26 protein-coding genes and 1 riboswitch are annotated in these 26319 nt (G+C 43.3%); of the genes, 19 read left to right on the plus strand and 7 right to left on the minus strand.

Annotated features, from left to right (window positions below):
* Positions 1 to 273 precede the first annotated feature (273 nt).
* The 4 genes from O3644_RS06255 to O3644_RS06270 all read left to right on the plus strand — a co-directional run bounded on the left by O3644_RS06255 (position 274) and on the right by O3644_RS06270 (position 3299).
* On the plus strand, positions 274 to 1209 hold the full coding sequence (locus tag O3644_RS06255; protein ID WP_048763356.1) for a manganese-dependent inorganic pyrophosphatase: 936 nt from the start codon (positions 274 to 276) through the stop codon (positions 1207 to 1209).
* A gap of 86 nt (positions 1210 to 1295) precedes the next feature.
* Positions 1296 to 1808, plus strand: a complete 513-nt coding sequence (locus O3644_RS06260; RefSeq protein WP_371595315.1) for a YiiX/YebB-like N1pC/P60 family cysteine hydrolase — start codon at positions 1296 to 1298, stop codon at positions 1806 to 1808.
* Entirely contained in the window at positions 1801 to 2454 is a 654-nt protein-coding gene (locus tag O3644_RS06265; RefSeq protein WP_371595316.1) for a DUF1803 domain-containing protein, read from the plus strand. Before O3644_RS06260 ends, O3644_RS06265 begins: the two co-directional genes overlap by 8 nt.
* Positions 2455 to 2549: 95 nt before the next feature.
* Positions 2550 to 3299 carry a CPBP family intramembrane glutamic endopeptidase gene (locus O3644_RS06270; protein WP_371595317.1) on the plus strand — a complete coding sequence of 250 codons (750 nt, stop codon included), beginning with the start codon at positions 2550 to 2552 and terminating at the stop codon, positions 3297 to 3299.
* 27 nt (positions 3300 to 3326) lie between these two features.
* Here O3644_RS06270 and O3644_RS06275 read toward each other — a convergent pair whose 3' ends face one another.
* Positions 3327 to 4772, minus strand: a complete 1446-nt coding sequence (locus O3644_RS06275) for a UDP-N-acetylmuramoyl-L-alanyl-D-glutamate--L-lysine ligase (protein ID WP_371595319.1) — start codon at positions 4770 to 4772, stop codon at positions 3327 to 3329.
* Positions 4773 to 4858: 86 nt separating this feature from the next.
* Here O3644_RS06275 and O3644_RS06280 point away from each other — a divergent pair, with 86 nt between their 5' ends.
* The 5 genes from O3644_RS06280 (at position 4859) to mgtA (ending at position 12686) form a co-directional block, all read left to right on the plus strand.
* Positions 4859 to 6487, plus strand: coding sequence for a polysaccharide biosynthesis protein (locus O3644_RS06280; protein WP_125390342.1), 1629 nt, complete (start codon positions 4859 to 4861; stop codon positions 6485 to 6487).
* Between the two features lie 149 nt (positions 6488 to 6636).
* The gene (locus O3644_RS06285; RefSeq protein WP_371595320.1) at positions 6637 to 7731 is read left to right on the plus strand and encodes a cystathionine gamma-synthase; all 1095 of its coding nucleotides are present in this window, start codon (positions 6637 to 6639) and stop codon (positions 7729 to 7731) included.
* Between the two features lies 1 nt (position 7732).
* Positions 7733 to 8899, plus strand: a complete 1167-nt coding sequence (locus tag O3644_RS06290; protein ID WP_371595321.1) for a MalY/PatB family protein — start codon at positions 7733 to 7735, stop codon at positions 8897 to 8899.
* Positions 8900 to 8951: 52 nt separating this feature from the next.
* A riboswitch (M-box (ykoK) riboswitch) is annotated at positions 8952 to 9107 on the plus strand.
* A 149-nt stretch (positions 9108 to 9256) separates the two neighbouring features.
* The gene (locus O3644_RS06295; protein WP_371595322.1) at positions 9257 to 9868 is read left to right on the plus strand and encodes a glutathione S-transferase family protein; all 612 of its coding nucleotides are present in this window, start codon (positions 9257 to 9259) and stop codon (positions 9866 to 9868) included.
* A gap of 157 nt (positions 9869 to 10025) precedes the next feature.
* A complete protein-coding gene (gene mgtA / locus O3644_RS06300; RefSeq protein WP_371595323.1) occupies positions 10026 to 12686 on the plus strand; it encodes a magnesium-translocating P-type ATPase in 2661 nt (886 codons plus the stop codon).
* Positions 12687 to 12754: 68 nt separating this feature from the next.
* On the opposite strand, the gene zwf is transcribed toward mgtA, so the two are convergent.
* From zwf to O3644_RS06325, 5 genes are all read right to left on the minus strand, one after another.
* Complete coding sequence (gene zwf / locus O3644_RS06305) at positions 12755 to 14218, minus strand: glucose-6-phosphate dehydrogenase (protein ID WP_371595324.1); 1464 nt, start codon at positions 14216 to 14218, stop codon at positions 12755 to 12757.
* A gap of 121 nt (positions 14219 to 14339) precedes the next feature.
* On the minus strand, positions 14340 to 15704 hold the full coding sequence (locus tag O3644_RS06310) for an MFS transporter (RefSeq protein WP_371595325.1): 1365 nt from the start codon (positions 15702 to 15704) through the stop codon (positions 14340 to 14342).
* 193 nt (positions 15705 to 15897) lie between these two features.
* Positions 15898 to 16713 carry a TIGR03943 family protein gene (locus O3644_RS06315; protein ID WP_048792084.1) on the minus strand — a complete coding sequence of 272 codons (816 nt, stop codon included), beginning with the start codon at positions 16711 to 16713 and terminating at the stop codon, positions 15898 to 15900.
* Complete coding sequence (locus tag O3644_RS06320; protein WP_371595326.1) at positions 16710 to 17615, minus strand: permease; 906 nt, start codon at positions 17613 to 17615, stop codon at positions 16710 to 16712. Before O3644_RS06320 ends, O3644_RS06315 begins: the two co-directional genes overlap by 4 nt.
* On the minus strand, positions 17612 to 17749 hold the full coding sequence (locus O3644_RS06325; protein WP_015605220.1) for an SPJ_0845 family protein: 138 nt from the start codon (positions 17747 to 17749) through the stop codon (positions 17612 to 17614). The genes O3644_RS06320 and O3644_RS06325 overlap by 4 nt, the downstream gene beginning before the upstream one ends.
* A 171-nt stretch (positions 17750 to 17920) precedes the next feature.
* On the opposite strand from O3644_RS06325, the gene O3644_RS06330 reads away from it, so the two are divergent.
* The 10 genes from O3644_RS06330 (at position 17921) to O3644_RS06375 (ending at position 25873) form a co-directional block, all read left to right on the plus strand.
* A complete protein-coding gene (locus O3644_RS06330) occupies positions 17921 to 20053 on the plus strand; it encodes a Tex family protein (protein ID WP_371595327.1) in 2133 nt (710 codons plus the stop codon).
* Entirely contained in the window at positions 20040 to 20489 is a 450-nt protein-coding gene (locus O3644_RS06335) for a SprT family protein (RefSeq protein WP_048763329.1), read from the plus strand. Before O3644_RS06330 ends, O3644_RS06335 begins: the two co-directional genes overlap by 14 nt.
* Positions 20490 to 20590: 101 nt before the next feature.
* Positions 20591 to 20863, plus strand: a complete 273-nt coding sequence (locus tag O3644_RS06340; RefSeq protein WP_048763377.1) for a PspC domain-containing protein — start codon at positions 20591 to 20593, stop codon at positions 20861 to 20863.
* Positions 20864 to 21145: 282 nt separating this feature from the next.
* The gene (locus O3644_RS06345; RefSeq protein ID WP_048763327.1) at positions 21146 to 21586 is read left to right on the plus strand and encodes a hypothetical protein; all 441 of its coding nucleotides are present in this window, start codon (positions 21146 to 21148) and stop codon (positions 21584 to 21586) included.
* 47 nt (positions 21587 to 21633) lie between these two features.
* Entirely contained in the window at positions 21634 to 22125 is a 492-nt protein-coding gene (locus O3644_RS06350; RefSeq protein ID WP_005592248.1) for an NUDIX domain-containing protein, read from the plus strand.
* 143 nt (positions 22126 to 22268) lie between these two features.
* Positions 22269 to 23204 carry an HPr(Ser) kinase/phosphatase gene (hprK, locus tag O3644_RS06355; RefSeq protein WP_048763325.1) on the plus strand — a complete coding sequence of 312 codons (936 nt, stop codon included), beginning with the start codon at positions 22269 to 22271 and terminating at the stop codon, positions 23202 to 23204.
* A complete protein-coding gene (lgt, locus tag O3644_RS06360; RefSeq protein ID WP_048763323.1) occupies positions 23197 to 23976 on the plus strand; it encodes a prolipoprotein diacylglyceryl transferase in 780 nt (259 codons plus the stop codon). Before hprK ends, lgt begins: the two co-directional genes overlap by 8 nt.
* A gap of 12 nt (positions 23977 to 23988) precedes the next feature.
* Entirely contained in the window at positions 23989 to 24384 is a 396-nt protein-coding gene (locus tag O3644_RS06365) for a DUF948 domain-containing protein (RefSeq protein WP_048763322.1), read from the plus strand.
* A 15-nt stretch (positions 24385 to 24399) separates the two neighbouring features.
* Positions 24400 to 24831 carry a YtxH domain-containing protein gene (locus tag O3644_RS06370; protein ID WP_005589465.1) on the plus strand — a complete coding sequence of 144 codons (432 nt, stop codon included), beginning with the start codon at positions 24400 to 24402 and terminating at the stop codon, positions 24829 to 24831.
* Between the two features lie 199 nt (positions 24832 to 25030).
* Complete coding sequence (locus O3644_RS06375) at positions 25031 to 25873, plus strand: C39 family peptidase (RefSeq protein ID WP_371595328.1); 843 nt, start codon at positions 25031 to 25033, stop codon at positions 25871 to 25873.
* 47 nt (positions 25874 to 25920) lie between these two features.
* Here O3644_RS06375 and O3644_RS06380 read toward each other — a convergent pair whose 3' ends face one another.
* On the minus strand, positions 25921 to 26211 hold the full coding sequence (locus O3644_RS06380) for a DUF3270 family protein (protein ID WP_048763318.1): 291 nt from the start codon (positions 26209 to 26211) through the stop codon (positions 25921 to 25923).
* Positions 26212 to 26319 lie beyond the last annotated feature (108 nt).

Below are 26319 nucleotides of genomic sequence, written 5' to 3' on the forward strand. Positions count from 1 at the left end.
TTCAGCCCTATCTTATGATAGGGCTTTTTTTAGGAAAAAATCCTTTCACAGGAAATAAAAATGATAAAGCAAGCGTTTCTTCTGGGGGACTTTCACCAGAGATGATACTTGTATCGACGGTTAAGGTTGGATGATTATTTTGAAGGTTCAGCTCAGACCTCTATTGCAAAGCTACAATTTTTCTCAAGAAAATATCCTTCTCCTTTTGTGAAATACCCATAATTGTGGTAAAATAAGTGGAATAAATATTATTAAAAACAAAGAGGTATTATCATGTCTAAGATTCTAGTATTTGGTCACCAAAATCCAGACTCAGATGCCATCGGGTCATCTGTAGCCTTTGCTTATCTTGCAAAGACAGCTTATGGTTTGGATACAGAAGCAGTAGCTCTTGGAACTCCAAATGAAGAAACAGCCTTTGTCTTGAACTATTTTGGTGTAGAAGCCCCCCGCGTAATCACATCAGCTAAAGCAGAAGGTGCAGAGCAAGTCATCTTGACTGACCACAATGAATTCCAACAATCTGTTTCAGATATTGCTGAAGTGGAAGTTTATGGCGTTGTGGATCACCACCGTGTAGCTAATTTTGAAACTGCAAGCCCACTCTACATGCGTTTGGAGCCAGTTGGATCAGCATCTTCTATCGTTTACCGTATGTTTAAAGAACACGGTGTGGCAGTTCCTAAAGAGCTTGCTGGTTTGATGTTATCTGGTTTGATTTCAGATACACTTCTCTTGAAATCTCCAACGACACACCCAAGTGATAAGGATATTGCTCCTGAGTTGGCTGAGTTAGCAGGTGTGAACTTGGAAGAATACGGTCTCGCTATGCTGAAGGCTGGTACAAACTTGGCTAGCAAATCTGCAGAAGAATTGATTGACATTGATGCTAAGACTTTTGAATTGAACGGAAACAATGTCCGTGTAGCGCAAGTCAACACTGTTGATATTGCTGAAGTCTTGGAACGCCAAGCAGAAATCGAGGCAGCAATGCAAGCGGCTATTGCAGCAAATGGTTATTCTGACTTTGTTTTGATGATTACAGATATCGTAAACTCAAACTCAGAAATCCTTGCAATTGGCGCAAACATGGACAAGGTAGAAGCAGCCTTTAACTTCAAACTTGAAAATAACCATGCCTTCTTGGCTGGTGCCGTTTCACGTAAGAAACAAGTGGTGCCTCAGTTGACTGAAAGCTTTAATGGGTAATTTCCTGAGTGGCAGCTCAAAATAGGAAACACTGGTTTTCCGCACATGTAAAGGAGTTTCGACTCCTTTTTTGATAGACGAGAGAAATGAAGATTCAAGATTTACAAAATGGTGACCTGCTGTTCACAGTCGGTCAATCCGAGATGGCAGCAGCGATTCGGACAGCGACAGGCGCCTATAGCCATGTGGGTATCTTTTTTGATGGTGAGATTTACCATGCGACGCAGGACAAGGGAGTGACGCATCAACCCTTGAGCCAGTTTTTGAAAGAAGAGGACATCTATCATGTCTTTGCTTATCCTGAGATAGATGCGCCCAGCGTCTTTAAAGAAGCCAAATCCCATCTTGGAAAGCCTTATAATGTTAGTTTTTGTGCTGAGAGCGAGGGATTTTACTGCTCGGAATATATTGCTCAGATTATGCCAATTTTTGAGACCATTCCCATGCAGTTTGGAGATGATAAAAACCTGATTTCTAATTTTTGGCAGACTTACTATGAGGAATTGGGCTTAGCAGTGCCTGTAGGACATCCTGGAACCAATCCCAGTCAGTTGGCTCAATCAGCCAAGCTTATCTATAAAGGAGAGCTCCATGATTAAAATTCTCAATCCGACTCGGCTGACACGACAGCCCTTATTTGAAAAACTAATCAATTATCTGGATCAGCAGGATGATGTGATTTTAAGAGAAATCAAACGTGAATTTGCGGGCTTTTCCAATCTAGATCGCTTCATGGAGGAATGTATCAAGGCGGGCTATATTCGGCGGGAGAATAAGCGCTATTATCAGAAAGTCCCGCTTTTGGAGAATCTAGAAAATCTATCTTTGGATCAGGAAATCTTTATTCGAGATGATAGTCCGATCTATCAGGAATTGTTGAATTTGCGCTTTGAGACTCAGCTTGCTAATCAGACTAATGCGGCTATTCTGCTGGAAAAGACCGATTTTCAGAGAGATAAACTGACCTTGTCCAATTATTTTTATAAAATGCAGCGACAGTATCCGCTGTCTGAGGAGCAGAAGCCCCTTTATGCTATCTTGGGAGATGTGAATCCAGAGTATGCCCTCAAGTATATGACGACTTTCCTCCTCAAGTATGTCCGTAAGGATGAGCTCCTGCAGAAGCGTCGAGACATTTTTGTCGATAGTCTGGTGATTCTAGGTTACATTCGTCAGAATGAGGCTGGCAAGTATGAGTTGGAGGCTAGCTTTGACAAGGAACGCCTAGTCTTCCAATTGGACTGATAATTATTCGAATAAAGAAAAATTAGACAGCCCCACCTGTCATTTTGCCATATTCTGTGCTATAGTAGTATATAGAATTTGGGAAAGGAATTAGAATGACAATGTTAAAAAAAATCTATCCCGAGCAACCACTGGAGAACCTTAGATGGTTCGATATGCTGATTTTAGCCGCTATTATGTTTGGTCAATTTATTTATTCCTCAACAGTAAATTGGCTTACGATGTCCAGCTCTGTAGGACAAGCAATCGTGCCCAGACCAGAGGATGAAAATTTTGCCTTGCTGAGCAATTTGAAATTGCAAGTTTTTCTGCTAGTGTTGGCACTTATCTATCTAGGCATCCGCCATTATGATTTTAAACAACTGAAACTACGCTTGTCTTGGTCTATTCTGTGGGCACCCTTGATTTTTGTGGTTGTCGGTCTGACTTCTGATGTGATAGCAGCTTTAGTCGGTTCCTATAATTATTTTGACTTAGAAATCTTGCAGCATATCGACTGGACCTTTGTCGAAGTTTTTCGAAAACTAGCTGCATTGGGACCTGTCGTTATTCTTTATTCTCTATTCAATGGTGTTTATGAGGAATTCTTTTTCTTAGGCTTGCTCACATCGGTGAAAGAAGAGAGCAAATGGTGGGTTTTAGGCTTTTCAACGCTGGTTCGCTTTTCTGTCCATACCTATCAGGGGCTAGTCTCTGCTTTTCTGATTGGCGTAGTCTTCGGTCTGTTCTATTATTTCTTTTACAAATACAAGGTTAAAAACTTGCTGCCTTTCTTTTTGGCACATGCCTTTGCGGATATGGTGGGTAGCAGCTTGCTCTACGTTTTAGTGATGTGGAATGGATAATAAAAAAGGACTTTCAGGAGTCCTTTTTTATATATATTTTTCTGCCAGTGCATAATCACTAGGATAGGGAACCTTTTGGTCATTGATGATTTGGTAGGCATCTGCTCCCTTGCCAGCCAGGATGACGGCATCACCTTCAGCACTAGTCAGGCTGAGGGCTTTTTTGATAGCTTCTTCGCGATCAGCGATCATCTCCACCTCAAAGGAGATGTAGCCAGCAATTTCTTTTGCGATAGCAATCGGATCTTCACGATTTGGATCATCTGCGGTTAAAATGACTTTGATTTCAGGATGCTGGTTGAGTAAGAGACCAAAGTCCTTGCGTCGACTTTCTCCCTTATTGCCAGTAGCTCCTAGTACAAGTACAGTCTGTCCTTTTTGATGTTCTTGAACGACGGATAGCAACTTAGCCAAACTGTCGCCATTGTGAGCATAGTCCACGAAGACCTTGGCACCGTTTGACTGGGTCAAGACCTCCATGCGTCCCGGAACTCGTGTCTGGGCAATACCAGCTTGAATATCTTCCAATGAAGCTCCAAGTCGTAGGCAGGCTAGACCAGCAGCAATGCCATTTTCCTGATTGAAGCGACCAATCAACTGGATATCGTAGGCACCAGCCAACTTTCCTTGCGCTTCAAAGGAGAAAGCTTGCGATTCTTGAATACTATTGGCGGAGTCAGGTCCATAGAAGTCGTGGTCGTAGTTGGCCACTTGCTCAGCTAAAACTTGAAAATGATCCATGCCGCTATTGACAACAACAGCTCGGCTATTGTCCATCAAGAGTCTCTTGTGGTAGAAGTAGTCTTCAAAAGTTGGATGCTCAATCGGGCCGATATGGTCAGGGCTGATATTGAGGAAGACACCTACATCAAAGGTCAGGCCATAGACCCGCTTTTTAAGATAGGCTTGGCTGGAGACTTCCATGATGAGATGGGTACGACCATTGGCTACAGCCTGGGCCATCATCTCAAAGAGGTCTAAACTTTCAGGAGTGGTCAGGGTTGATTTAAAGAAAGTTTCACCGTCCAGAGTGGTATTCATAGTAGAAAGCAGGGCTGGTTTGTGGCTTTGTTTTAAAATATTAAAAGCGAAATAAGCCGATGTGGTCTTGCCCTTGGTACCAGTGAAGGCCAAAAGTTTGAGTTTTTGCTCTGGGTGACCGTAAAATTCCATAGCAATGAGACTCATGGCTTGTTTAATATCATTGACCAAGAGCACCGGAATTCCGACTTCGAAGTCAGTTTCACTTAGGTAAAAACCTAGCCCAGCTGCTACAGCCTTTTCTAAAAATTCCCGCTTGAAGTGCTCGCCCTTGACAAAAAAGAGGGTTCTGCTGTCAGCTTGACGACTATCATAGCTAATCTTGTCAAAGGTCAAGCCCTGATAGTTGAAGTAGTAGTCTCCATCAGCGATGATTTCACGAAAATTTTGGTCTTTTTTTAAAATATCTAGTATTGTTTCAATTTTTATCATATCTCTATTGTAAACCGAAAGGCTATGTTTTACAAGAGGCAAGGAAAAGTTTATAATAAAAGAAGAACAAATAGAAGAGGTTTTCTATGAGCCAAGAAACAACAAGCCAGCAGCAGAAAATGCTAAGAGGGACTGCCTGGCTGACTGCTAGTAATTTTATCAGCCGCCTTCTTGGGGCTGTTTATATCATCCCTTGGTATATCTGGATGGGCCAGCACGGAGCAGAGGCCAATGGTCTTTTTACAATGGGCTACAATATCTATGCTTGGTTCCTTTTGGTTTCCACAGCGGGAGTGCCGGTGGCTGTGGCCAAGCAGGTTGCCAAGTATAATACCATTGACAAGGAGGAACACAGCTTTGCTCTCATCCGAGAGTTCCTCAAGTTCATGCTGGGATTGGGGCTGATCTTTGCAGTCATCATGTACTTGATGGCACCGGTTTTTGCCTCAATGTCTGGTGGCGGGGCTGACTTGATTCCAGTCATGCAGAGTTTGTCTTGGGCCGTGCTCATTTTTCCGTCTATGAGTGTCATTCGGGGCTTCTTCCAAGGATTTAATAATCTTAAACCGTATGCGATCAGCCAGATTTCGGAGCAGGTGATTCGGGTTATCTGGATGCTACTGACGGCTTATTTCATTATGAAAATCGGTTCAGGTGACTATGTTGAAGCCGTGACCCAGTCTACCTTTGCTGCTTTTGTCGGGATGCTGGCAAGTATGCTCGTCTTACTTTTCTATCTAGCAAAAACGGGTATGCTACGCTCTATCCTGAGAAAGCCTAAAAAGTCCGCGGGAATTAGTGGCCGTTCTCTCCTCTGGGATACCATACGAGAAGCCATTCCCTTCATCATTACAGGCTCAGCTATTCAGCTATTCCAGATTATTGACCAGGCGACCTTTATCAACATTATGACCCAGATTAGCGATTATACGAAATCAGAGCTCCTAGTGCAATTCGCCTATTTCTCAGCTAATCCAAATAAAATCACCATGATTTTAATTGCAGTGGCAACTTCTATCGGTGGTGTCGGGATTCCTCTCTTGACCGAGAATTATGTCAAGGGTGACTTTCGCTCGGCTGCTCGCCTAGTGCAAGATAATCTTAGCATGTTGCTCTTCTTTATCTTTCCGTCAACAGTGGGAGCAGTTCTGGTGGCTAGTCCGCTCTATACCGTTTTCTATGGTAAGCCAGATAGTCTAGCACTGGGGCTTTTCATCTGTGCTATGTTGCAGACGATCATTCTCAGCACCTATACAGTTCTCGCTCCGATGATTCAAGCTCTGTTCCAAAACAAGAAAGCCATTCTCTACTTCTTTTATGGAGTTCTTGTCAAGCTCAGTTTGCAAGTGCCGATGATCAATCTCTTCCATGCTTATGGTCCCTTGATTTCAACGACCGTCGGTCTTTTACTGCCGATCTTCTTCATGTTTAGAGAAATCCGCAAGGTTGTTGGTCTGAATCCTAAGAATCTATTGAAGCGCCTGCTGTTGAGTATGATTCTCACAATTGCCATGGTGATCTTGGTTCTGCTTGTCGAGTATCTACTAAGCTTTATCTTCCAGCCAACTAATCGGATGTACAGCTTTATCTATGTCGCTGCCGTTGGAGGAGTCGGAATGCTCGTCTATATCGTACTGTCTCTCAAGGTTCGGCTCATAGACCGTTTTATCGGACAAAAGGCAGATAGTTTACGCCAACGATTAAGAATGAAATAAGAAACGAAGAGTCGTTCAGCGACTCTTTTTTTATGAATTATTACTCTATAGTTTCAGACTATAGCTAGCTCTTGAAAAGAAAAAAGCTCAAGACTTTCTTAAGATGTTACAATAGAAAGGTAGAATATTTTAAAAAGAGGAACGGTTAAATGGAGAGAGAACGGAAATTAAATACCTTGTTGGCCCAAGCGGGAGTAAAAACAGACACAACAACGGGTGCCTTAACAACCCCCTTGCATTTTTCAACGACCTACCAGCATCCAGAGTTTGGCCGGTCCACAGGATATGACTATACTCGAACCAAAAATCCTACACGGGCTAGCTTGGAAGCGACTCTAGCTGCTATCGAAAGTGCAGACTATGCCCTAGCGACTAGCTCTGGTATGTCGGCTATTGTCCTAGCCTTTAGTGCCTTTCCAGTCGGCAGTAAGGTTTTGGCTGTTCGGGATCTTTATGGTGGCTCTTTCCGTTGGTTTGCTCAGGCTGAAGCAGAAGGGCGCTTTGTCTTTACCTATGCCAATACAGAAGAAGAACTTCTGAATAGTCTGACAGAGGATATAGATATTGTCTATATCGAGACACCGACCAATCCTCTTATGGTAGAGTTTGACATTGCCCGCATTTCCCAAGCGGCTCATGAGCGAGGAGCAGCTGTCATTGTGGACAATACCTTCTACAGTCCGATTTACCAAAGACCGCTGGAAGATGGAGCAGATCTTGTTCTGCACTCAGCGACCAAGTATCTGGGCGGGCACAATGATGTCTTGGCTGGGGCCATCATGACCAATGACGCTGCTATTTATGACAAGCTTTTCTATAATCTCAATACAACTGGGCCAGTCCTGTCTCCTTTTGACAGCTACATGCTTTTGCGCGGGCTCAAGACCTTGGCTCTCCGCATGGAGCGCTCTACTCAGAATGCGCAAGAAGTAGTTGCATTTCTGAAGTCATCTCCTGCGGTAAAAGAAGTTCTCTATCCAGGTAAGGGCGGCATGATTTCCTTTAAAGTTGTGGATGAAAGTAAGATTCCTCATCTTTTAAATAGCTTGAAAGTCTTTACCTTTGCAGAAAGTTTAGGTGGAGTAGAGAGTTTGATTACCTATCCGACAACCCAGACTCATGCAGACATTCCTGTTGAAGTGCGTCATTCTTATGGCTTGACCGATGATTTGCTGCGCCTGTCGATTGGCATTGAGGACAGTCGAGATTTAGTAGACGATTTGCGCGCGGCCTTGGAGGACTAATATGGGAAGTTATAACTTTGAAACAGCACCCAATCGTATTGGCCAGCATACTTATAAATGGAAAGAGGCGGAGAAAGACAGTCAAGTCCTGCCTGCCTGGATTGCGGATATGGATTTTGAAGTCCTGCCTGAAATCAAGCAAACTGTGTATGATTACGCTGATCAGTTAGTCTATGGTTATACCTATGCTAGTGAGGAGTTGATCAATGCTGTTCTAGCTTGGGAGCGTGATGAGCATGGCTACACATTTGACAAGGAAGCCTTGGTCTTTATCGAGGGAGTTGTTCCTGCTATTTCGACGGCTATCCAAGCCTTTACCGATGAAGGCGATGCTGTTCTAATCAACACTCCTGTATACCCTCCTTTTGCCCGCAGTGTCAAGCTCAATAATCGTCGGTTGATTACTAATTCTTTGATAGAGCAGGACGGTCTTTTTCAGATTGACTTTGAACAGTTGGAGCAGGACATCGTAGACAATGAAGTCAAGATTTACGTGCTTTGCAATCCGCATAATCCTGGCGGTCGAGTTTGGGAAGAGGACGTTTTAGAGAAGATTGGTCGTCTCTGCCAAAAGTACGGCGTTCTCGTAGTTTCAGATGAGATTCACCAAGACTTGACGCTATTTGGACATAAACACCAGTCTTTCAATACTGTTTCACCTGATTTTAAGGACTTTAGCCTGATTCTAGCCAGTGCGACTAAGACCTTTAATATTGCTGGGACAAAAAATTCCTATGCAGTGATTGAGAATCCTAGCTTGCGACAAAAGTTTCAAAAGCGCCAACTGGCCAATAACCAGCATGAAATTTCGGGTCTTGGATTTTTAGCGACGGAAGCTGCCTATCGTCATGGCAAAGCTTGGTTGACAGAGCTCAAGGCTGTCTTAGAGGAAAATATTGATTTTGTAGTCGATTATTTTGCTAAGGAAGCACCACGTCTGCGGGTCATGAAACCTCAAGGGACTTATCTGGTTTGGCTGGATTTTTCAGATTATGGGCTGACAGATGACCATCTTTTTCACTTGCTTCGAGAAGAGGCTAAGGTTGTCCTGAATCGGGGAAGTGATTTTGGCCAAGAAGGCAAAGGACATGCTCGTCTCAATACAGCTGCACCGAAGACTATGATCAAAGAGATTTGTCGACGGATTGCGGAAGTTTTACCAAAATAAAATAAAAATAGCTCTCTTTATTGACAATCTTTCTAAAGAGGAGTATAGTAATAGTGTCAATCGGTAGGTGAGGCTACCATAAGGATACGGATGACTACCGCAAAGCAGTGGAGACACTACTCGTTGGTCAACAGTCCTGATCGCAAAGGTCAAGACTAAGCTCATTTCATCGCCTTATGGAGTTAAAGCTTGAACGGTGAATGCTTGTTTTATCTGTGTTTAAAACAATGAAGCGAATAACCTGTCATGCAAACAACCCTGCTGAGAAATTGGCAGGGTCTTCTTTTTTGCTAAAAATATTTCAAGAGAGTAAATAGTTGATTGTCTGCCTCTTAAGAAAAAGAAGGAGGAATAGTAATGAAATTATGGTATTCTAGTACCAGTCCTTTTGCGCGTAAAGTCTATGCTACAATTTTACACCATCATTTAGAGGAGCAAGTGGATATTCAGAAAGTTCAGGTGGCTTTCGACAAAAATTCACCGCATAATCAAGATAATCCTTTGGGTAGAATTCCTGCTTTTCAAGCTTCCAATGGAGAATGGTTATATGGTAGCGATTTAATTTCTCAATATTTAGACGAGCTAGGTCAGGGAACACCGCTTTTTCCTAATGGAATGGAGAAGTGGCACGTTTTAAACATACTGTCCGTTGCTGAAGGGATTTTGGAAAACACAATGCCGATGGTTGCGGAAAAAATTTTTCATGAAAAAGACCATTGGTGGAAAGACAGACATCAGCAAATTGAAGAGAGAAATGTACGGAGTTTGGCCTTATTAGAGAAGTTGGCTACTGAGCAAGGACTTTCTTTAAATATTGCAACAATCCAAGTAGTTGCTCTTGTAGATTGGTGGAATTTACGTGAAGAAGTTATTGGATTTTCTTTGAAAGAAAATTTTCCCGACTTGCAATATTGGACCCAGAGGATGAATGCCACTTTTGATATTTTGCAGGCATCTTGGGATTATTAACTACATTTATAAAATAAGAAAGGAGAAGTACGATGCAAATTGACGATCATCCGGAACCGCACATACACAGCCAATCGCTGATTTGTGTCGTTCCGTCCTTATAAAGTGATTGGTCCCTGTGTATGAAAATTATCAATCATACATAAAGGAGAAACCAATGAAAACAGTAAAAGAAAGATTAGTTGCTGCATTGCAGCTTTCTGTAAAAGAAACTCTGGCATTTTACAAGAGTTCCTTTCGCGGCCTGACAGAAGAGCAGGTCGAAGAAAATCGTGACCTCTATGGTGAAAATGTCATCACAAAGGGTCAGGAAGACTCTATTTTCAAGAAGATTTACGAGTCTATCATTAACCCCTTTACAGTCATCCTATTGGTTATTGCCCTGGTGTCCTTAGTGACAAATGTCTGGCTGGCCAAGCCCGGTGAGGAAGATCCGACGACTTCCATTATTATTGTCGTTCTGGTGCTGATTTCCGGCGGCATTCGTTTTATTCAGGAATTGCGGAGCGACCGCGCTGCTAGCAATCTGTCTCGATTGATTGTCAATACGGCTACGGTTATCCGTGAAGGAGCAGAGCAGGAACTGCCCATTGATGAGCTTGTTGTAGGAGATATCATCAAACTTAGTGCTGGAGACATGATTCCTGCAGATGTACTGTTGCTGGACTCGCGTGATTTCTTTGTTCAGCAGTCCGGCCTGACAGGGGAAAGTGATGCAGTAGAAAAGATCTGTTTGACCAAGGCAGATGGTCAAAATTTCGATAGCCTTTTAGAGACAGAATCATTGGCCTTTATGGGAACCAACGTTATTTCCGGAAGAGCTACGGCTCTGGTGCTGGTGGTTGGTGATGAGACCATGATGGGAGCCATTGAGCAGACGCTTAATACCTACGATGAACCGACCTCTTTTGAGCGCGAGATGAATAGTATTTCCTGGCTCTTGATTCGTCTGATGCTGGTCATGGTGCCAGTCGTATTCTTTATCAACGGTCTGACAGACGGCGACTGGTTGGAAGCAGGTGTCTTTGCCCTCAGCGTTGGGGTTGGCCTGACTCCAGAAATGCTGCCCATGATTATCACAGCGAGCTTGGCTAAAGGTTCTATTATTATGGCTCAGGAAAAGGTTGTGATTAAGAAGCTGAACGCTATTCAGGACCTAGGAGCTATTGATATCCTCTGTACAGATAAGACGGGCACACTGACCCAGGACGAGATTGTTTTAGAATATCCGCTGGATATTCATGGTGATTTGGACTTGGCAGTGCTCCGTCGGGCCTTTCTCAATTCCTACTATCAAACTGGTCTCAAAAACCTCATGGATCGGGCCATTATCAACCGGACGGAGAAAGAAGCCGAAAAGCATGAGATTGTTCGTAACTTAGACCAAACCTTTAAGAAAATTGATGAACTGCCCTTTGACTTTGAGCGTCGTCGCATGAGCGTCATCGTCAAGGATGATGAGGATGTTATCAGCATGGTGACCAAGGGGGCCTTGGAGGAAATGCTGGCCATCTCTAGCTATGTAGAATACAAAAATCATATTACAGAACTGACTGAGGAGATCCGTCAGGAAATCCTTGCGGAAGTGGCTCAACTTAATGAGCAAGGGCTGCGCGTACTTGGTGTTAGCTACAAGTCAGACTTAGAAGAAGATTATGAGTATGAAGTAAAGGATGAGTCCGATATGATTTTGACGGGCTATCTGGCCTTTCTAGATCCACCTAAGTCATCCGCAGCTCCAGCTATTGAAACTTTGGCTGAATACGGTGTTGCCACTAAGATTTTGACGGGCGATAATGATAAGGTAACCCAAGCAGTCTGTGAAAAGGTTGGGCTAGATGTAGACAATATCTTGCTGGGTGTAGAGGTAGATGCCATGTCTGATGAGGAATTGAGTCAGGCAGTGGAGAACACGACAGTCTTTGCCAAGCTCTCACCAGACCAAAAGGCTCGGATCATCCTCCAGCTCAAGGCCAATGGCCACAAGGTTGGCTACATGGGTGATGGTATCAATGATGCGCCTTCTATGAAAGTAGCAGATGTTGGTATTTCTGTTGATACGGCTGTCGACATTGCCAAGGAAACGGCAGATGTCATTTTGCTGGACAAGGATCTCATGGTTCTGGAGAAAGGGCTGGTAGAAGGTCGCAAGGTCTATGCCAACATGACCAAGTATATCAAGATGACGGTCAGTTCCAACTTTGGGAATATCTTTTCTCTTCTCTTCGCCAGCATCTTTTTACCTTTTCTGCCTATGGCACCAGTTCATTTGATTGTCCTCAATCTAGTTTATGACCTGTCTTGTATCGCTCTGCCATTTGATAATGTAGATAGTGAATTTCTCAAGAAGCCTCATATTTGGTCAGCTAGCTCCATTACCCGTTTTATGGCTTGGATCGGGCCCATCTCATCTGTTTTTGATGTTTTGACCTATATGGTGCTTTACTTTATCATCGTGCCTATGATCACAGGTGGCAGCTATCAAGCTGGTACTGAACAGGCAGTGACCTTTATCACTCTTTTCCAAACAGGCTGGTTTATTGAGTCTATGTGGACCCAAACCATGGTCATCTACATGCTACGCTCGCCTAAACTGCCTTTTGTGCAAAGTCGTCCCGCTTTGTCTGTCATTGTGACGACCATGGCGGCTGCGCTCTTTGTTACTTCCTTGCCATATAGCCTCTTTGCGTCAGTTCTGAAGACAGCTCCGCTGAATGTCACCTATTTCCTTTGCCTTTTCTTGATTATCGTGCTTTATATGGTTAGCGTAACCCTTGTGAAAGGCCTTTATATCAAGCGTTACAAGGAATGGCTATAATAGAAGGGCTAGCAGAGTTTTAAAAGTTAAAAAAAGATTGGAAAATTTTCCAATCTTTTTTGCATGTATTATTCTTTATCAGGTTGCCATTGCCAGTTTGCTCCAAATTGGGCGAGTAACTCGAAGGAGGCTTCTGGTCCCATAGATCCGACAGGATATTCATGGAGTGGCACTTGATTTTGACTCCAGAGTTCTTCGATGCGATCGATGAGCTCCCAGCTGGCTTTTACTTCATCCCAATGACTGAAATTAGTTGAGTCGTTATTAAGGACATCAAAAATTAGTTTTTCATAAGGATCTGGAGAAGCTCCTGAAGCTGTGGCATCTGTCCGATAATCCAATGAGATAGGAGCTAGATTAAAGAGTTCCCCAACTTCCTTGCCATTGAGGCTGAGTGAAATCCCCTCGGTTGGCTGGATAAAGATGGTTAGGACATTTGGTTTGAGAGGCTCACCAAAGATGGAGTCCATTTGCTTGAAGACGATATTGACATGGGTGCCTTTTTTGGTGAGGCGCTTCCCTGTTCGGAAGAAGAAAGGAACGTCACGGAAGCGGTCGCTATCAATGAAGAAAGCACCAGAGGCAAAGGTCTCAGTAGTAGACTCAGGATTGACATTTGGTTCGCTACGGTAAGAAATATATTTTCGACCGTTGATTTTGCCAGACTTGTACTGGCCACGAATGAAGAAACGTTTCAAATCTTCCTCGCTTGGCTGAACGAGGCGCTCAAATACCTTGGCCTTTTCTGCTCGGATATCGTCTTTGGTAAAGCTTTTTGGCTTATCCATGGCTAATAAGGAGAGGAGCTGCAAGGTATGGTTTTGCACCATATCACGGAGGGCACCGGATTGATCATAGTATCCACCGCGTTCTTCAACTCCCAACTTTTCAGCAAAGGTAATCTGAACATTATCAATGTATTGGCGGTTCCAGACATTTTCAAACAGCAGATTAGCAAAGCGGATGGCAAAAATCTTTTGAATCATTTCCTTGCCCAGATAGTGGTCGATACGGAAAATCTGTTCTTCGTCAAAGGTTGCCAGTAGATCTTCATTGAGCTTGCTGGCAGTTGCCAAATCTGTCCCAAAAGGTTTTTCGACAATCAGGCGTTCAAATCCTTTTCCATCAACGATCTGCTCAGATTTGAGATGCTTAGCAATGGTCCCGAAAAATTGTGGCGCCATAGAAAGGAAGAAGAGTTTATTATTTTCTGCCTGATATTGCTCGTTAAGCTTGTTTTGCAGCTTGCGCAATTCGATATAATGCTCGGTATCTTGCACATCATGGCTTTGATAATAAAAGTGGCTGGCGAACTCTTGAGCCTGCTCTGCACTGTCGGCTAGGTCTGAGATAGACTCGACAACGACAGACTCGAAATATTCCTTACTCCAAGGTCTGCGGGCAGTTCCGATAACGGCAAAATGTTGCGAAAGATTGCCAGATTTATAAAGTCGAAAGAGGGAGGGATAAAGTTTTCTTTGAGCCAAGTCTCCGCTGGCACCGAAAATTGTAATAATAACTTTTGAAGACATGATACTTATTACCTATCTAAATGTGATTGTCTCTATTTTATCACAATTTTCAGAAAAATTGTATTTGAAAAATCTGGATTTGACCAAAGAAAATATCCCGAGGGGAAGTCGGGATAGAAATTTAGGCTTCTTTCTTCTGATGAATCGCTCGAAACAGAAAATAGTAGAAAATAAAGTTTCCTATTGCGAGAAGGAGAAGTAGGCTAAAGACATTGTGGACGCCGCTTGTCGTATCGGGTGCTTGGTTGAGCAGGACGGCTGCAATTGCCGTTCCCAAGGCACCAGCAAAGGTTTGCGCTAGTTGAAAGAGGGCAGTCACATCCGCCGTTTTATCTCTACTGACTTGAGAAGCGGATAAAGCCATAGTATTGTTGAAGGCCATATTGCGCCCTAGAGTAAAGAGGATATAAAATCCTAAGATTAAAGGCAGATTGAGCCAGCTTGTAAAGAAGCTAAAGACAATCATGACCAGAAAGACTAGGCTATTGCCGCCAAGCAGAGACAGCTTTGGACCTTTGCTATCGTACAATTTTCCTAGAAAAGGCGACATAAAAGCTCCGATCATGGTTCCGGGAAGTAGAGAAAATCCAGCTTGAGCAGTAGAGACATTCTTGACCAGTACGAGAAAGTTGGGAATGAGAAAATTGCTGGAAAGGTTGGAGAATTGGAAGATTAAAAAGGGCAGAATTCCAAAGAAAATCGTTGGTTCTTTCAAGATACGGATGTCCAGAAACGGATCTTGAACAGTCAAACTCCGCCAGATGAAAACGGCAAAGGAAAGGAGGAAAATAGCTAGATAGAGCCAATTGACACTATCCCCACCTTCCAAACTGGAAATGGTCATCAGAGAAAAGGAAAGAGCCGTTGCGAGCGAGAGAAAGCCCAGCACATCAAAGGGGCGCTTGCTTTTTCCTGCCGAATTTTCCAAGTTAACATAAGCCAGTAAAAAAGAGAGAATGGGAACTGGCATGATAAAGCTGTAGATCATGTGCCAGTCGAAGGAGCCAATCATGAAGCCTCCGTAGGTCGGGCCAATGGCTGGTGCTATGCTGATGACTAGGCCGCTCAGCCCCATATAAAAGCCGATTTTCTGCCGAGGAATTCGCTCCACGATGAGATTAAACATAAGTGGAATGGCAATCCCAGTCGCTCCCCCCTGAAGGATCCGTCCCAGCATAAGGAAAGTAAAGTCTGGGGCAATCATGGCAATCAGATTACCAAGGGTAAAGATGGAAAGTGAGGTAAAGAGGATGCGGCGCTCCGTCCAATTGTGGGCTAGAGTTGCGCCTAAAGTTATGGTGATGGCGACGGCCAGCAGATAGCCAGTCGTAATCCATTGTAGAACTCCTAGGCTCAGACCAAATACTTTGCTCAGGTGGGGAAAGGTCACATTCATACTAGTCTCTGAAAGAATTCCAGCAAAGGCGACTAAAGCCACAGCCAGAATAGAAAGCAAATCTCGTTTCCTTACTTTTTCTTGATTCATAAAAACAACTCCTTTTCAAATGAGATAGTATTATTGTAGCATGATTTTCCAAGATAAGAGAGAAAAAATTAGAGAGCGAGCTTCATCAAGTCTCTTCTAATTTAGAAAAGTCGGTCAGAGCAACTGAGTAAAGGGTAGAGAATGGTATATAAAAGAAACACCCATGAAAATTGCCTTTCATAGGTGTTTGGATTTAAAAGACTCGATAAACGTAAGGATTGTCCGGTTTTTCTACCTTATCAAAGCTTTCAACTTCTAGAGTTGGCAGGCTTTGTCCCAGACTTTTATGGTAGTGCATGGCAAGTTTTCCCTTGGCATGAATCCAGGTATTATTCTCGAAACGCTGGGTATTTCCAGTTGTCAAGAGGCCATAAACACCTGAGTCAGCGATACAATGGATAATACCGAAGCGAAAGAGAAATTGACTCTTATGGTCGCTGGGGTCATTGAAGACAAACCCGGTGAACTCCAGCGTCTTACCCACAAACTCGTCGGGATAGTCATAGATGACCTCCATGACCTCCATGTAGTTCTCAGTGGTGACCTGAATGGTATCTTGCTTGACATATTTCTTGGCGGCTGCCCGCATTTCTTTTTCGTAAGCCCCTTTGGTAAAGTAGGTGCTGGTATCAGGCTTCAGGTATTGGCTGGTTGTGCCTTCGTCCTGCTGGACGGCTGCAGAAGTTCCTTCAGCCAGCGGGAAATGAAATCCTTTAGCCGAAACTGTTGTCGAATCCAAGGTGACAGTTGGAAAGAAAATTCCCACAAAAAGCGGAATGACAAGGAGCAGCACGCTGCCTAACTTAGCCCAGCGAGAGGTCAAATGACTGTGGACCTCCATCTTCTTCATCCAGATGATGAGCTGCACAACTGCCAAGATAAAGGACAGAATCATAGATAAATAGGCCAGATAGGAATAGTGGAGATTGATATATTGGTTGAGCTTGCCCGTTAGCTGCAGATACATGGTAATCTCAAAGTAGCCGACTAAGATTAGAAATCGAATCATAGCACTACCCCCACAAGCCAAGAGTAAAGAAAGACGACAACAGTAACCAGACTGATAAATTGCCAGATAAAGCGTGTCTTAAAGTAGTTTTTCATCATCAGCAGATTCTTGACATCTAGCATAGGCCCGATAACCAAGAAAGCTAAGACTGGCGCTAAGCCGAAGCTAGCGATCAAGGAGCTTCCGATGAAAGCATCAGCTTCACTGCAAAGTGAGAGCAGGAAGGACAGCAGCATGAGCAGGAGAATAGCAACAGCTGGTGTTGAGCTGATGGAGGTCAAGATTCTGGTTGGCACATAGACCTGGACTAGGCTGGCGAAGAGACAGCCAAAGACCAGATAGCGGCCTGTATCGAAAAATTCATCAATGGCCTGAACAAAGACCTGAAAAAGCTTTTGTCCCTTGCTGAGATGTGAAAAGTCATGCTCATGAACAGCCTTGCGATTTTCTTTCTGAATATTGCTGTCTGCAAAGAAGCCCAGAAAAATTCCTAAAAGAATAGCCACGACTATAGAACCTAAAGCACGAAGCAGAGCCATTCGGAAGGAATTACCAAAGGCTGAGTAAGTCGCAAAAAGCACGATAGGATTGATAACAGGTGCTGTCACTAGAAAAGGAACAGCAGTGTAGCTGGGCACTTTCTTTTCCAAGAAGCGGTTAATTATGGGAACAATTCCGCACTCGCAAGAAGGGAAGACTATGCCGATCAAGCTTCCAAAGAAAATCCGAGCCCACTTGTTCTTGGGCAGGAAGTGATAAACCCTGTCTGGCGTGACATACACCTCGATAAAGCCGGAAATAATACTTCCAATCAAGACAAAAGGCAGGGCCTCGATGATAATGGAGAGAAAAATAGCTCCAGCCTGTAAAACGCTGGAAGGAAGATTTGAAAAGAAGCTCATGCTTTTTTAGCCTTGTCTTCAGCTTCTTTTTTCTTTTTGCCATCTGGAAATTCTACTTTTTCAAGCTTTGGCAGGGTCGCAAACTCCTCGAACATCTTGTCTAAATCGTCTGTTTTGGTAAATTTCACAGCCATAGGGCCACCTCATTTCTAAAATAATAATTCTATTATACTACCAAACGAAAAAAAATGATATTTTCAGCCATGATGGATCAGAGACAGCAGACTTATACAAGCAAGAAAAAGATTGCTTAAACTAGTCTTTATAGATTTTTAAGCTTGATATTATGATATAATAGAAGCGTTATGGAAAATTTAAATATTGAAAAAATTGCCCAGAAATTGGGCCTTAAAGAAAAACAAGTATCACAGGTCTTAGAACTGACCGCTGAAGGAAATACGATTCCTTTTATTGCTCGTTACCGTAAGGAAATGACGGGAAATCTGGATGAGGTCGAGATTAAGGCAATCATTGACTTAGATAAGAGCATGACTGCCTTGGCTGAGCGTAAAGCGACTGTCTTAGCTAAGATTGAGGAGCAGGGCAAACTAACGGATGCGCTGCGCTCTGAGATTGAGGCTGCTGAAAAGCTGGCTGATGTGGAAGAACTTTATCTGCCTTACAAGGAGAAGCGCCGTACCAAGGCTACCATTGCGCGTGAAGCAGGTCTCTTTCCTTTGGCCCGCTTAATCCTACAGGATGCGGCTAATCTGAAGGAAGAGGCTGAGAAACTGACTAGTGAAGCTTTTCCGACAGCGGAAGCTGCTCTAGCTGGAGCAGTGGATATTCTGACTGAAGCGATTTCCGAAGACACCAAGCTGCGGGCTTGGACCTACCATGAGATGCAGACCAATTCTTCTATCGTATCCAGTCTCAAAGACGGCGACTTGGATGAAAAGCAGGTCTTCCAGATTTATTATGATTTTTCCGAAAAAGTAGCGACTATGCAGGGCTACCGAACACTGGCCCTTAACCGTGGTGAGAAGCTAGATGTTCTCAAGGTTGGTTTTGAGCACAATCTTGAGAAAATTCTGCGCTTTTTTGAAGTTCGTTTCAAGGTGAAAAATGCTTATATTATCGAAGCTGTCCAGCAAGCAGTCAAAAAGAAAATCATTCCAGCCATGGAGCGTCGTATCCGGACCGAGCTGACTGAGGCTGCTGAGGATGGTGCGATTCAGCTCTTCTCAGATAATCTCCGCCATCTTCTCCTGATTGCTCCTCTCAAAGGTCGCGTAGTACTGGGCTTTGACCCAGCCTTTCGGACAGGAGCCAAGCTGGCTGTTGTGGATGCGACAGGCAAGATGCTGACGACTCATGTCATCTATCCAGTTCCACCAGCAAAGCCAGCTCAGATTGAAGCTTCTAAGAAAGAGTTGTCAGAGCTGATTGAGCGGTTTGGCGTGGAAATCATTGCCATCGGAAACGGAACGGCCAGCCGAGAAAGCGAAGCCTTTGTAGCTGAAGTCTTGAAATCTCATCCAAATGTCAGCTATGTTATCGTCAATGAGAGCGGAGCATCTGTCTACTCTGCTAGTGAACTGGCTCGTCATGAGTTTCCAGATTTGACGGTTGAAAAGCGCTCAGCTATTTCCATTGCCCGCCGTCTGCAAGATCCTTTAGCTGAGCTGGTTAAGATTGATCCTAAGTCTATCGGGGTTGGTCAGTACCAGCATGATGTCAGCCAGAAAAAGCTGTCTGAGAGTCTGGACTTTGTCGTTGATACCGTGGTTAACCAAGTCGGAGTCAATATCAACACCGCCAGTCCTGCCCTGCTGGCCCATGTAGCTGGTCTTAATAAAACTATCTCAGAAAATATTGTCAAGTACCGGGAAACGGAAGGTTTGATTCGGTCTCGCGAGGCCATCAAGAAAGTGCCACGTCTGGGCGCAAAGGCTTTTGAACAGGCAGCCGGCTTCCTGCGTATTCCCGAAAGTAATAACTTGCTAGACAATACAAGCGTTCACCCAGAGTCTTATAAGGCGGTGGAGGAGCTCTTTAAGCGTCTGGAAATCAGCAGTTTGGATGAAGCGGCCCAAGCCAAATTAAAGACTGTTCAGGTTGCTAGTTTGGCGGCGGAGCTGGGCTTGGGAGAAGAAACCCTCAAAGATATTATTGCCGATCTGCTCAAGCCTGGCCGAGATTTGCGTGATTCCTTTGACGCGCCAGTTTTGCGGCAGGATGTCTTGGATATCAAGGACCTGCGCATCGGTCAAAAACTGGAGGGGGTCGTCCGCAATGTCGTCGATTTCGGAGCCTTTGTGGATATCGGTATCCACGAAGATGGTCTTATCCATATCTCCAAGCTGAGCACAGACTATATCAAGCATCCTAGTCAAGTCCTTTCGGTTGGTGACCTGGTCACTGTCTGGGTGGATAAACTGGATGTGGAGCGGGAGAAGGTCAACCTCTCTCTGATAGCGCCAAATGAATCTAACTAACTACGTCAAGCAGGTGTCGCTAGAAGATTTTGGCTGGGAATTTCGCCACCAAGCCTATTGGAACAAGCGTCTCCGAACGACAGGGGGACGCTTCTTTCCCAAAGATGGCCATCTGGATTTTAACCCAAAAATCTATGAAACTTTTGGGCTGGAGACATTTCGAAAAATTGTCCGCCATGAGCTGGTCCACTATCATCTCTATTATCAGCGCAAGGGTTACCGCCATGGAGATAGGGATTTTAAAGAATTACTCAAGCAGGTGGATGGCCTGCGCTACGCTCCTCCATTGTCCAACTCGCAAGCCTTTCTCATCTATGAATGCCTGCGTTGCGGAGCACTTATCCGTCGCAGACGCAGGGTCAATCTTCAAAAATACCGTTGCGGACGCTGTAGAGGCCAACTGGCATTCCTAAAAGAGGAGCCTAACAGAGGCTGAGCGATGAAAAACGGATAGAGGTAGAATCAGCCTTGGGGCTGATTTTTTTGTTCTCCCTCTATGATAAAATGAAGGAAAGAATGAGAGTTGAGGTCGTCACCATGAAAACTAAATTTTATAAATTAAGAAGAAACCGAGTGATTTCAGGGGTTTTATCGGGACTGGCCGATAAATTCAACTTTGATCTTGGTTTGTTACGCTTTTTATTCATCATTTTTACAGTTTTCAATTTTGGCTTAGGCATTTTGATTTATATTTTGCTGGCTGTGGTGATTCCTTACAAGGAAGATGTGGAAGCAGAAATGTATGGAACAGGCCCTCGTAAAATAAAAGATGCCGAGCCAATCAATGACAATGACGGCTGGTTTTGGTAATTATAAAATAGAGAAATTCGGGGGAGTATTCCCGAATTTTTGCTAGATGTAGAGGAAAGATAACAATTATAAGAAACACTTTCCATTAGGCTACCAACATTCAAATTGCTGCTTTAAGTGTTCCTATCCCTGATTATTATTATTTTGAAAAACTATATTCGTAGTTATCTTCTTTTATATAGCTTATGTTACAAAAGCTTGTGATTTGCCTAGTGATAGACAACCCCAAAAGTGGGAAAGGCTGATTCAACTGGTCGTTTCAAAGATTAGAAAGAGATTTAAATGAAACAATTTTCTTTACCGTTATATATTTTGAAATTTTTCCTTTATTTAATTATTAGTTTGATCCTACATATGTTCCTTGTTTTTACGGCTGCTATATTAGTAGGAGGCTATGAGAGTTTGATTGTTATGATCATTGGTACAGCAGTTTTTCCCCTTGGTCTATGGAATTTCTTCTTTTTCCTTAAGGTCTTATCTCCAGAGCAAAGCTCAGAGTTTTTGGTCGGTCTTGTATCTATTTTATTTCAGCCAATTATATCTATCATTTTTCTCGGATTTTGTAGAGGTTTCTCTTTGCCTTTGACCATATCCTTCTTTTCTGATAATTTATTTTATATTTTTGGGATGATAGTTTCAAATACAAGTGTCTATTTGCTGGCTCATTTAATTAATTTCTATAACTGTAAGAAGAAAGCTATTTATGAAGGTAAAGTAGATTAAATCTTGCAATTCTACTTGAAAATGACTTTTTTATCCAAGGAGGAAGTATGACAGAAGTTTGGAATGCCTATGACTTGAATCGAAATCTGCTCCCGCATCTCCTAGTTCGAGGAGAAAAGATTCCTGAAGGGCAGTTTCATCTTTGTGTCAATGTCTTGGTTCGCCATCAGGATGGTGATTTTCTCTGTATGCGACGATCAGCTCATAAAAATCTCTATCCTGGCTACTATGAGTTTGGAGCGGGAGGTAGTGTATTAGCAGGAGAGGATAGTCAGACAGCCGCCCTGCGTGAATTGGAAGAAGAAACAGGCCTAGTTCCCGACAGTATCAGACTGTTGGAGCAGGTGTGCTCTGTCGAAGACCAGTGCCACTTTGATTTCTATGAAGCGGTGGTGTCTGGGGACAAGAGCCAGGTTTGCTATCAGGTAGGCGAAACTGATGCTCATATCTGGCTGACTCTAAGAGAAATACCAGCCTTTATCGAGAGCCATCCTTGTTTTCAAAATCAGAAAAGAATTCTCCAAAGATGGATTGGCTAGTTGTTTTGACTGGCCTTTTTGCTGGTTGGAAGATGTTTTCACAAGCATCTAGGGAAAAATCCTGCTTAATTTCCAATCTTAAAAACTCTTTTAGGGTAAAAATTTGCTATAATAGAGAAAGATAAATTTGAAGGGAGCAGGGAATGTCTGTAAAGGTCAAAGATTTAATTGAAAAAGTCCGTTTACGCATCGTTTACGGCAGTGATGACCTCTTAGAAAAGGAGATTTCGACATCGGATATTTCGCGGCCGGGCCTTGAAATGACCGGCTATTTTGACTACTACACGCCAGAACGGATTCAGCTGATTGGGATGAAGGAGTGGTCTTATCTGATGAAGATGACATCCCACAACCGTCATCAAGTCCTTCTGAAAATGTTTCAACCAGAAACGCCAGTTGTCATTGTGGCGCGCAATTTGGAGATTCCTGAAGAAATGCAGCGAGCAGCGGAGGAAAAGCAAATCGCGATTCTCACCAGCCGCACATCAACCAGCCGTCTATCAGGGGAAATTTCTAGTTTCCTTGATTCTCGTTTGGCGGTCAGAACCAGTGTTCATGGCGTATTGATGGACATCTACGGGATGGGAGTGCTGATTCAAGGAGACAGTGGTATCGGTAAAAGTGAAACTGGTCTTGAGTTAGTCAAGCGTGGCCATCGTTTAGTGGCGGATGACCGGGTTGATATCTTTGCCAAGGATGAAATGACCCTTTGGGGAGAGCCTGCTGAGATTCTTCGCCATCTCTTAGAAATTCGTGGTGTCGGCATTATCGATGTGATGAGTCTTTACGGAGCTAGTGCAGTTAAGGATTCTTCACAGGTACAGATTGCCGTCTATCTGGAAAATTATGATACCAATAAGACCTTTGACCGTCTGGGTAATAATGCAGAAGAATTGGAAGTTTCTGGTGTCAGAATTCCTCGTATTCGCATCCCCGTTAAGACAGGACGCAACATCTCTGTGGTGATTGAGGCTGCAGCCATGAACTATCGAGCTAAGGAAATGGGCTTTGATGCCACCAAGATTTTTGAAGAACGACTGACTAATTTGATTAGCCAGAATGAGGTGAAAGATGCTTGATCCAGTAGCTTTTACAGTTGGTCCCTTTAGTATTCGTTGGTATGCGATTTGCATTGTCAGCGGCTTGATTTTAGCCGTTTACTTGGCCATGAAGGAAGCGCCACGCAAAAAGATGATTCCAGATGATATTCTTGATTTCATTCTGATTGCCTTTCCCTTGGCTATCCTTGGAGCGCGACTCTACTATGTGATTTTTGAATGGTCTTATTATGGCAAGCATTCTCTGATTGAGATTTTTCAGATTTGGAATGGTGGTTTAGCCATTTACGGTGGTTTGATCACTGGAGCCCTTGTCCTCTATTTCTTTTCTCAGAGAAGGCTGATCAATCCTGTTGATTTCTTGGATATTGCAGCGCCTAGTGTCTTGATCGCTCAGAGCATCGGCCGTTGGGGCAATTTCTTTAACCAAGAAGCCTATGGAGCGGTGGTCAAAAATCTTAATTATCTGCCGTCCTTCATCCGCAACAATATGTACATAGATGGTGCTTATCGCCAGCCAACCTTTTTGTACGAATCCCTTTGGAATTTACTTGGTTTTGCCCTACTGCTGATTTTACGCCGCCGGTCTAAATTCTTCCGTCAGGGAGAATTGGCAGCCTTTTACCTGATTTGGTACGGCTTTGGCCGGATGATTATCGAGGGGATGCGGACTGACAGTCTCATGTTCTTGGGTGTGCGTGTATCTCAGTGGCTGTCTGCAGCACTGATTTTACTCGGCATTGGCATTATGATTTACCAAAGAAAAAAACAAGCCCCCTATTATCAAGAATGAGAGGAGAATATTATGCTTGAAATTGCTTATACTTTAGTTGCTGTCGCTTTGATTGTCTTTCTAATCTACATGACCCTCACTGTCAAAACTCTCGGTGATAAGGCTGCAAAAATGCTGGATGAGACCGAAAATACGATCAAAGTGTTGACTTCTGATGTCAATGTCACCCTGCATCAAACCAATGATTTGATTGCCAAAGTCAATGTGTTGACAGATGATATCAACCACAAAGTAGCAACGATTGATCCGCTTTTCAATGCGGTGGCAGACCTATCCGAATCAGTCTCTGATTTAAACAATCAGGCGCGTGTTTTAGGAAAAAAAGCAGTCGCAGCAGGAAGCACGACAGCCAAGACAACAGCAGGTCTAACGGCCCTTCGTTTGTTTACAAAATTATTCAAAAAATAAGAAAGTAGGTTTACTATGGGAAAAATTTCATCACTTTTATTAGGCGCTGTGTCTGGTGCAGCTGCAGCGTACTTTCTAACTAGCAAAAAAGGTAAAGAAATTACTGAAAAAGTTCAAGACTTTGTTGTCGACTATCGTGAAGATCCAGACAAGACTCACGAAGCAGTTGTCCAATCAGTAAAGGATTTTTCAGATCAAGCTGTCAAGGCCATCAACCAAACCAAGGAAAAGGTTGAAAATGGCGAAATTACAGCAGAAACGGTATTGGAGTCTGTCAAGGATACGACCAAGTCAGTAGTAGACTATTCACAGGATAAATTCCAAGAAATCAAAGAAAAGTTTGAAAAAGAAGAGGAAATTCTTGAAGAAGAAATTTCTGATATCGTGGTAGAAGAAGGAGAAAAAGCCCCTTCCGAAGAAATCATCATTGATTTAGAAGATAAGTAAGTTCAAACTAGATATACAAGTTGAGGCTGGGACAAAAGAGTCCTAGCCTCATTTTTATATGAAGTAGACATTTCCTGCAGTAGCTGATGAGTATTCATAGGGGGCTAGGAAGTGACACTTATTACTCTTTAGTTCTATCCTCTGAGTCTTGACACTTCGCAGCGAAAGCGCTATTATATATGTAAAAGGGGGTGTTGGTATGAAAAATTTAAAAATACTTGCCTTGCTAGGTCTGGGCTGCTGCTTACTAGCTTGTTCTCGGCAGAAAGCTTCAGAATCCCCTCGGTCTAAAAGCTCTGACCCTTCGTCTAAAGCTTCGAGCGCGAGTCAAGCTAGCTCGAAAGCAGCTAGTAGTAGTCAAGCCAGTACTAATCAAACCAGCCCTAGTCAGAGTTCCGCTTTGGCGGAGTCTGAAAGCTCCAGTCAGACAACTGAAAAGGTCAGAGAAGAGGAGACACAGCCTTCTAGTAAAGAAGCGCCTTCTCCAATCAGAAAACGTCTGGAAGTTCCTATGCAGGTTCAGAGAGCTTGGAATACTTGCGCACCGACCTCTGTCAGTATGATTCTAGCTTACAGGGGCGTCCAGGCTAGTCAGGAAGAATTGGCACGAGCGATGGGAACCGATGAGACTTTTGGCACCCATAATGTCAATGCTATCCGTGTCTTAAATCAATATTTATTTGGTTATGCGGAAGTGCCGGCAGGCCAAGCGGGCTACCATCTTGCGACAGTGACTAGTAGTGCCTCGAATTCTGAAGATATGCGGCTTTTTAAGGAGCGCCTGCGCAAGAATATTGATGATGGCTATCCGCTCTACTATACGATTGATAATGCCTCCATCTACCCAGGGCACAAGGGTGAACACAATGTCGTGGGGACGGGCTATGAATTATCAGCAGACGGCAGTGATGTCCTTGCAGTTTATTACATTGATCCATCCTATACCGTTCAGGATCCAGTCTATAGAGGGCTGAAAAAGGTGACTCCAGAAGAATTATTGGCAGCTATGTGTGCTTGTCAGGAACCGAATTACGCTTGGTAAAAAAAGAAAAACGAGATCTTTTGATCTCGTTTGATTTAATTCGTGAATTAACGGTGTCTCTTTCTCCGAACAGTGCGATATCCTTGAATAATCATAAGACTTAGGACAATAGCAAGTGAGAAAGATAGAAAGGTGCTCATTTTTGCAGACAAAAAAATAAAGCTAAAAAAGACTGTCAAAATACAGAATAAAGCGATATTTATAAAGAAAAATAGCTCACGTAATTGTGATGCCGATTCTGCTTGAGGCAGGTATTCTTGATAGGATATTTCCTTAGTTTGTTCTGTCGAATCATGCAGGGGCACTGATTCAAACTGTTTAAAATCTCTTACAGCCATTGTCTCTCTCCTAGTAGTACCTTATCATTCTATCATGTTTCTATGATTAGATATATTACAAGATAGTTACAAAACGAATAAAATCGAATTAAGAAATCATAAATCCTA

Source organism: Streptococcus sp. 27098_8_113 (assembly GCF_041432545.1).
GTDB lineage: Bacteria > Bacillota > Bacilli > Lactobacillales > Streptococcaceae > Streptococcus.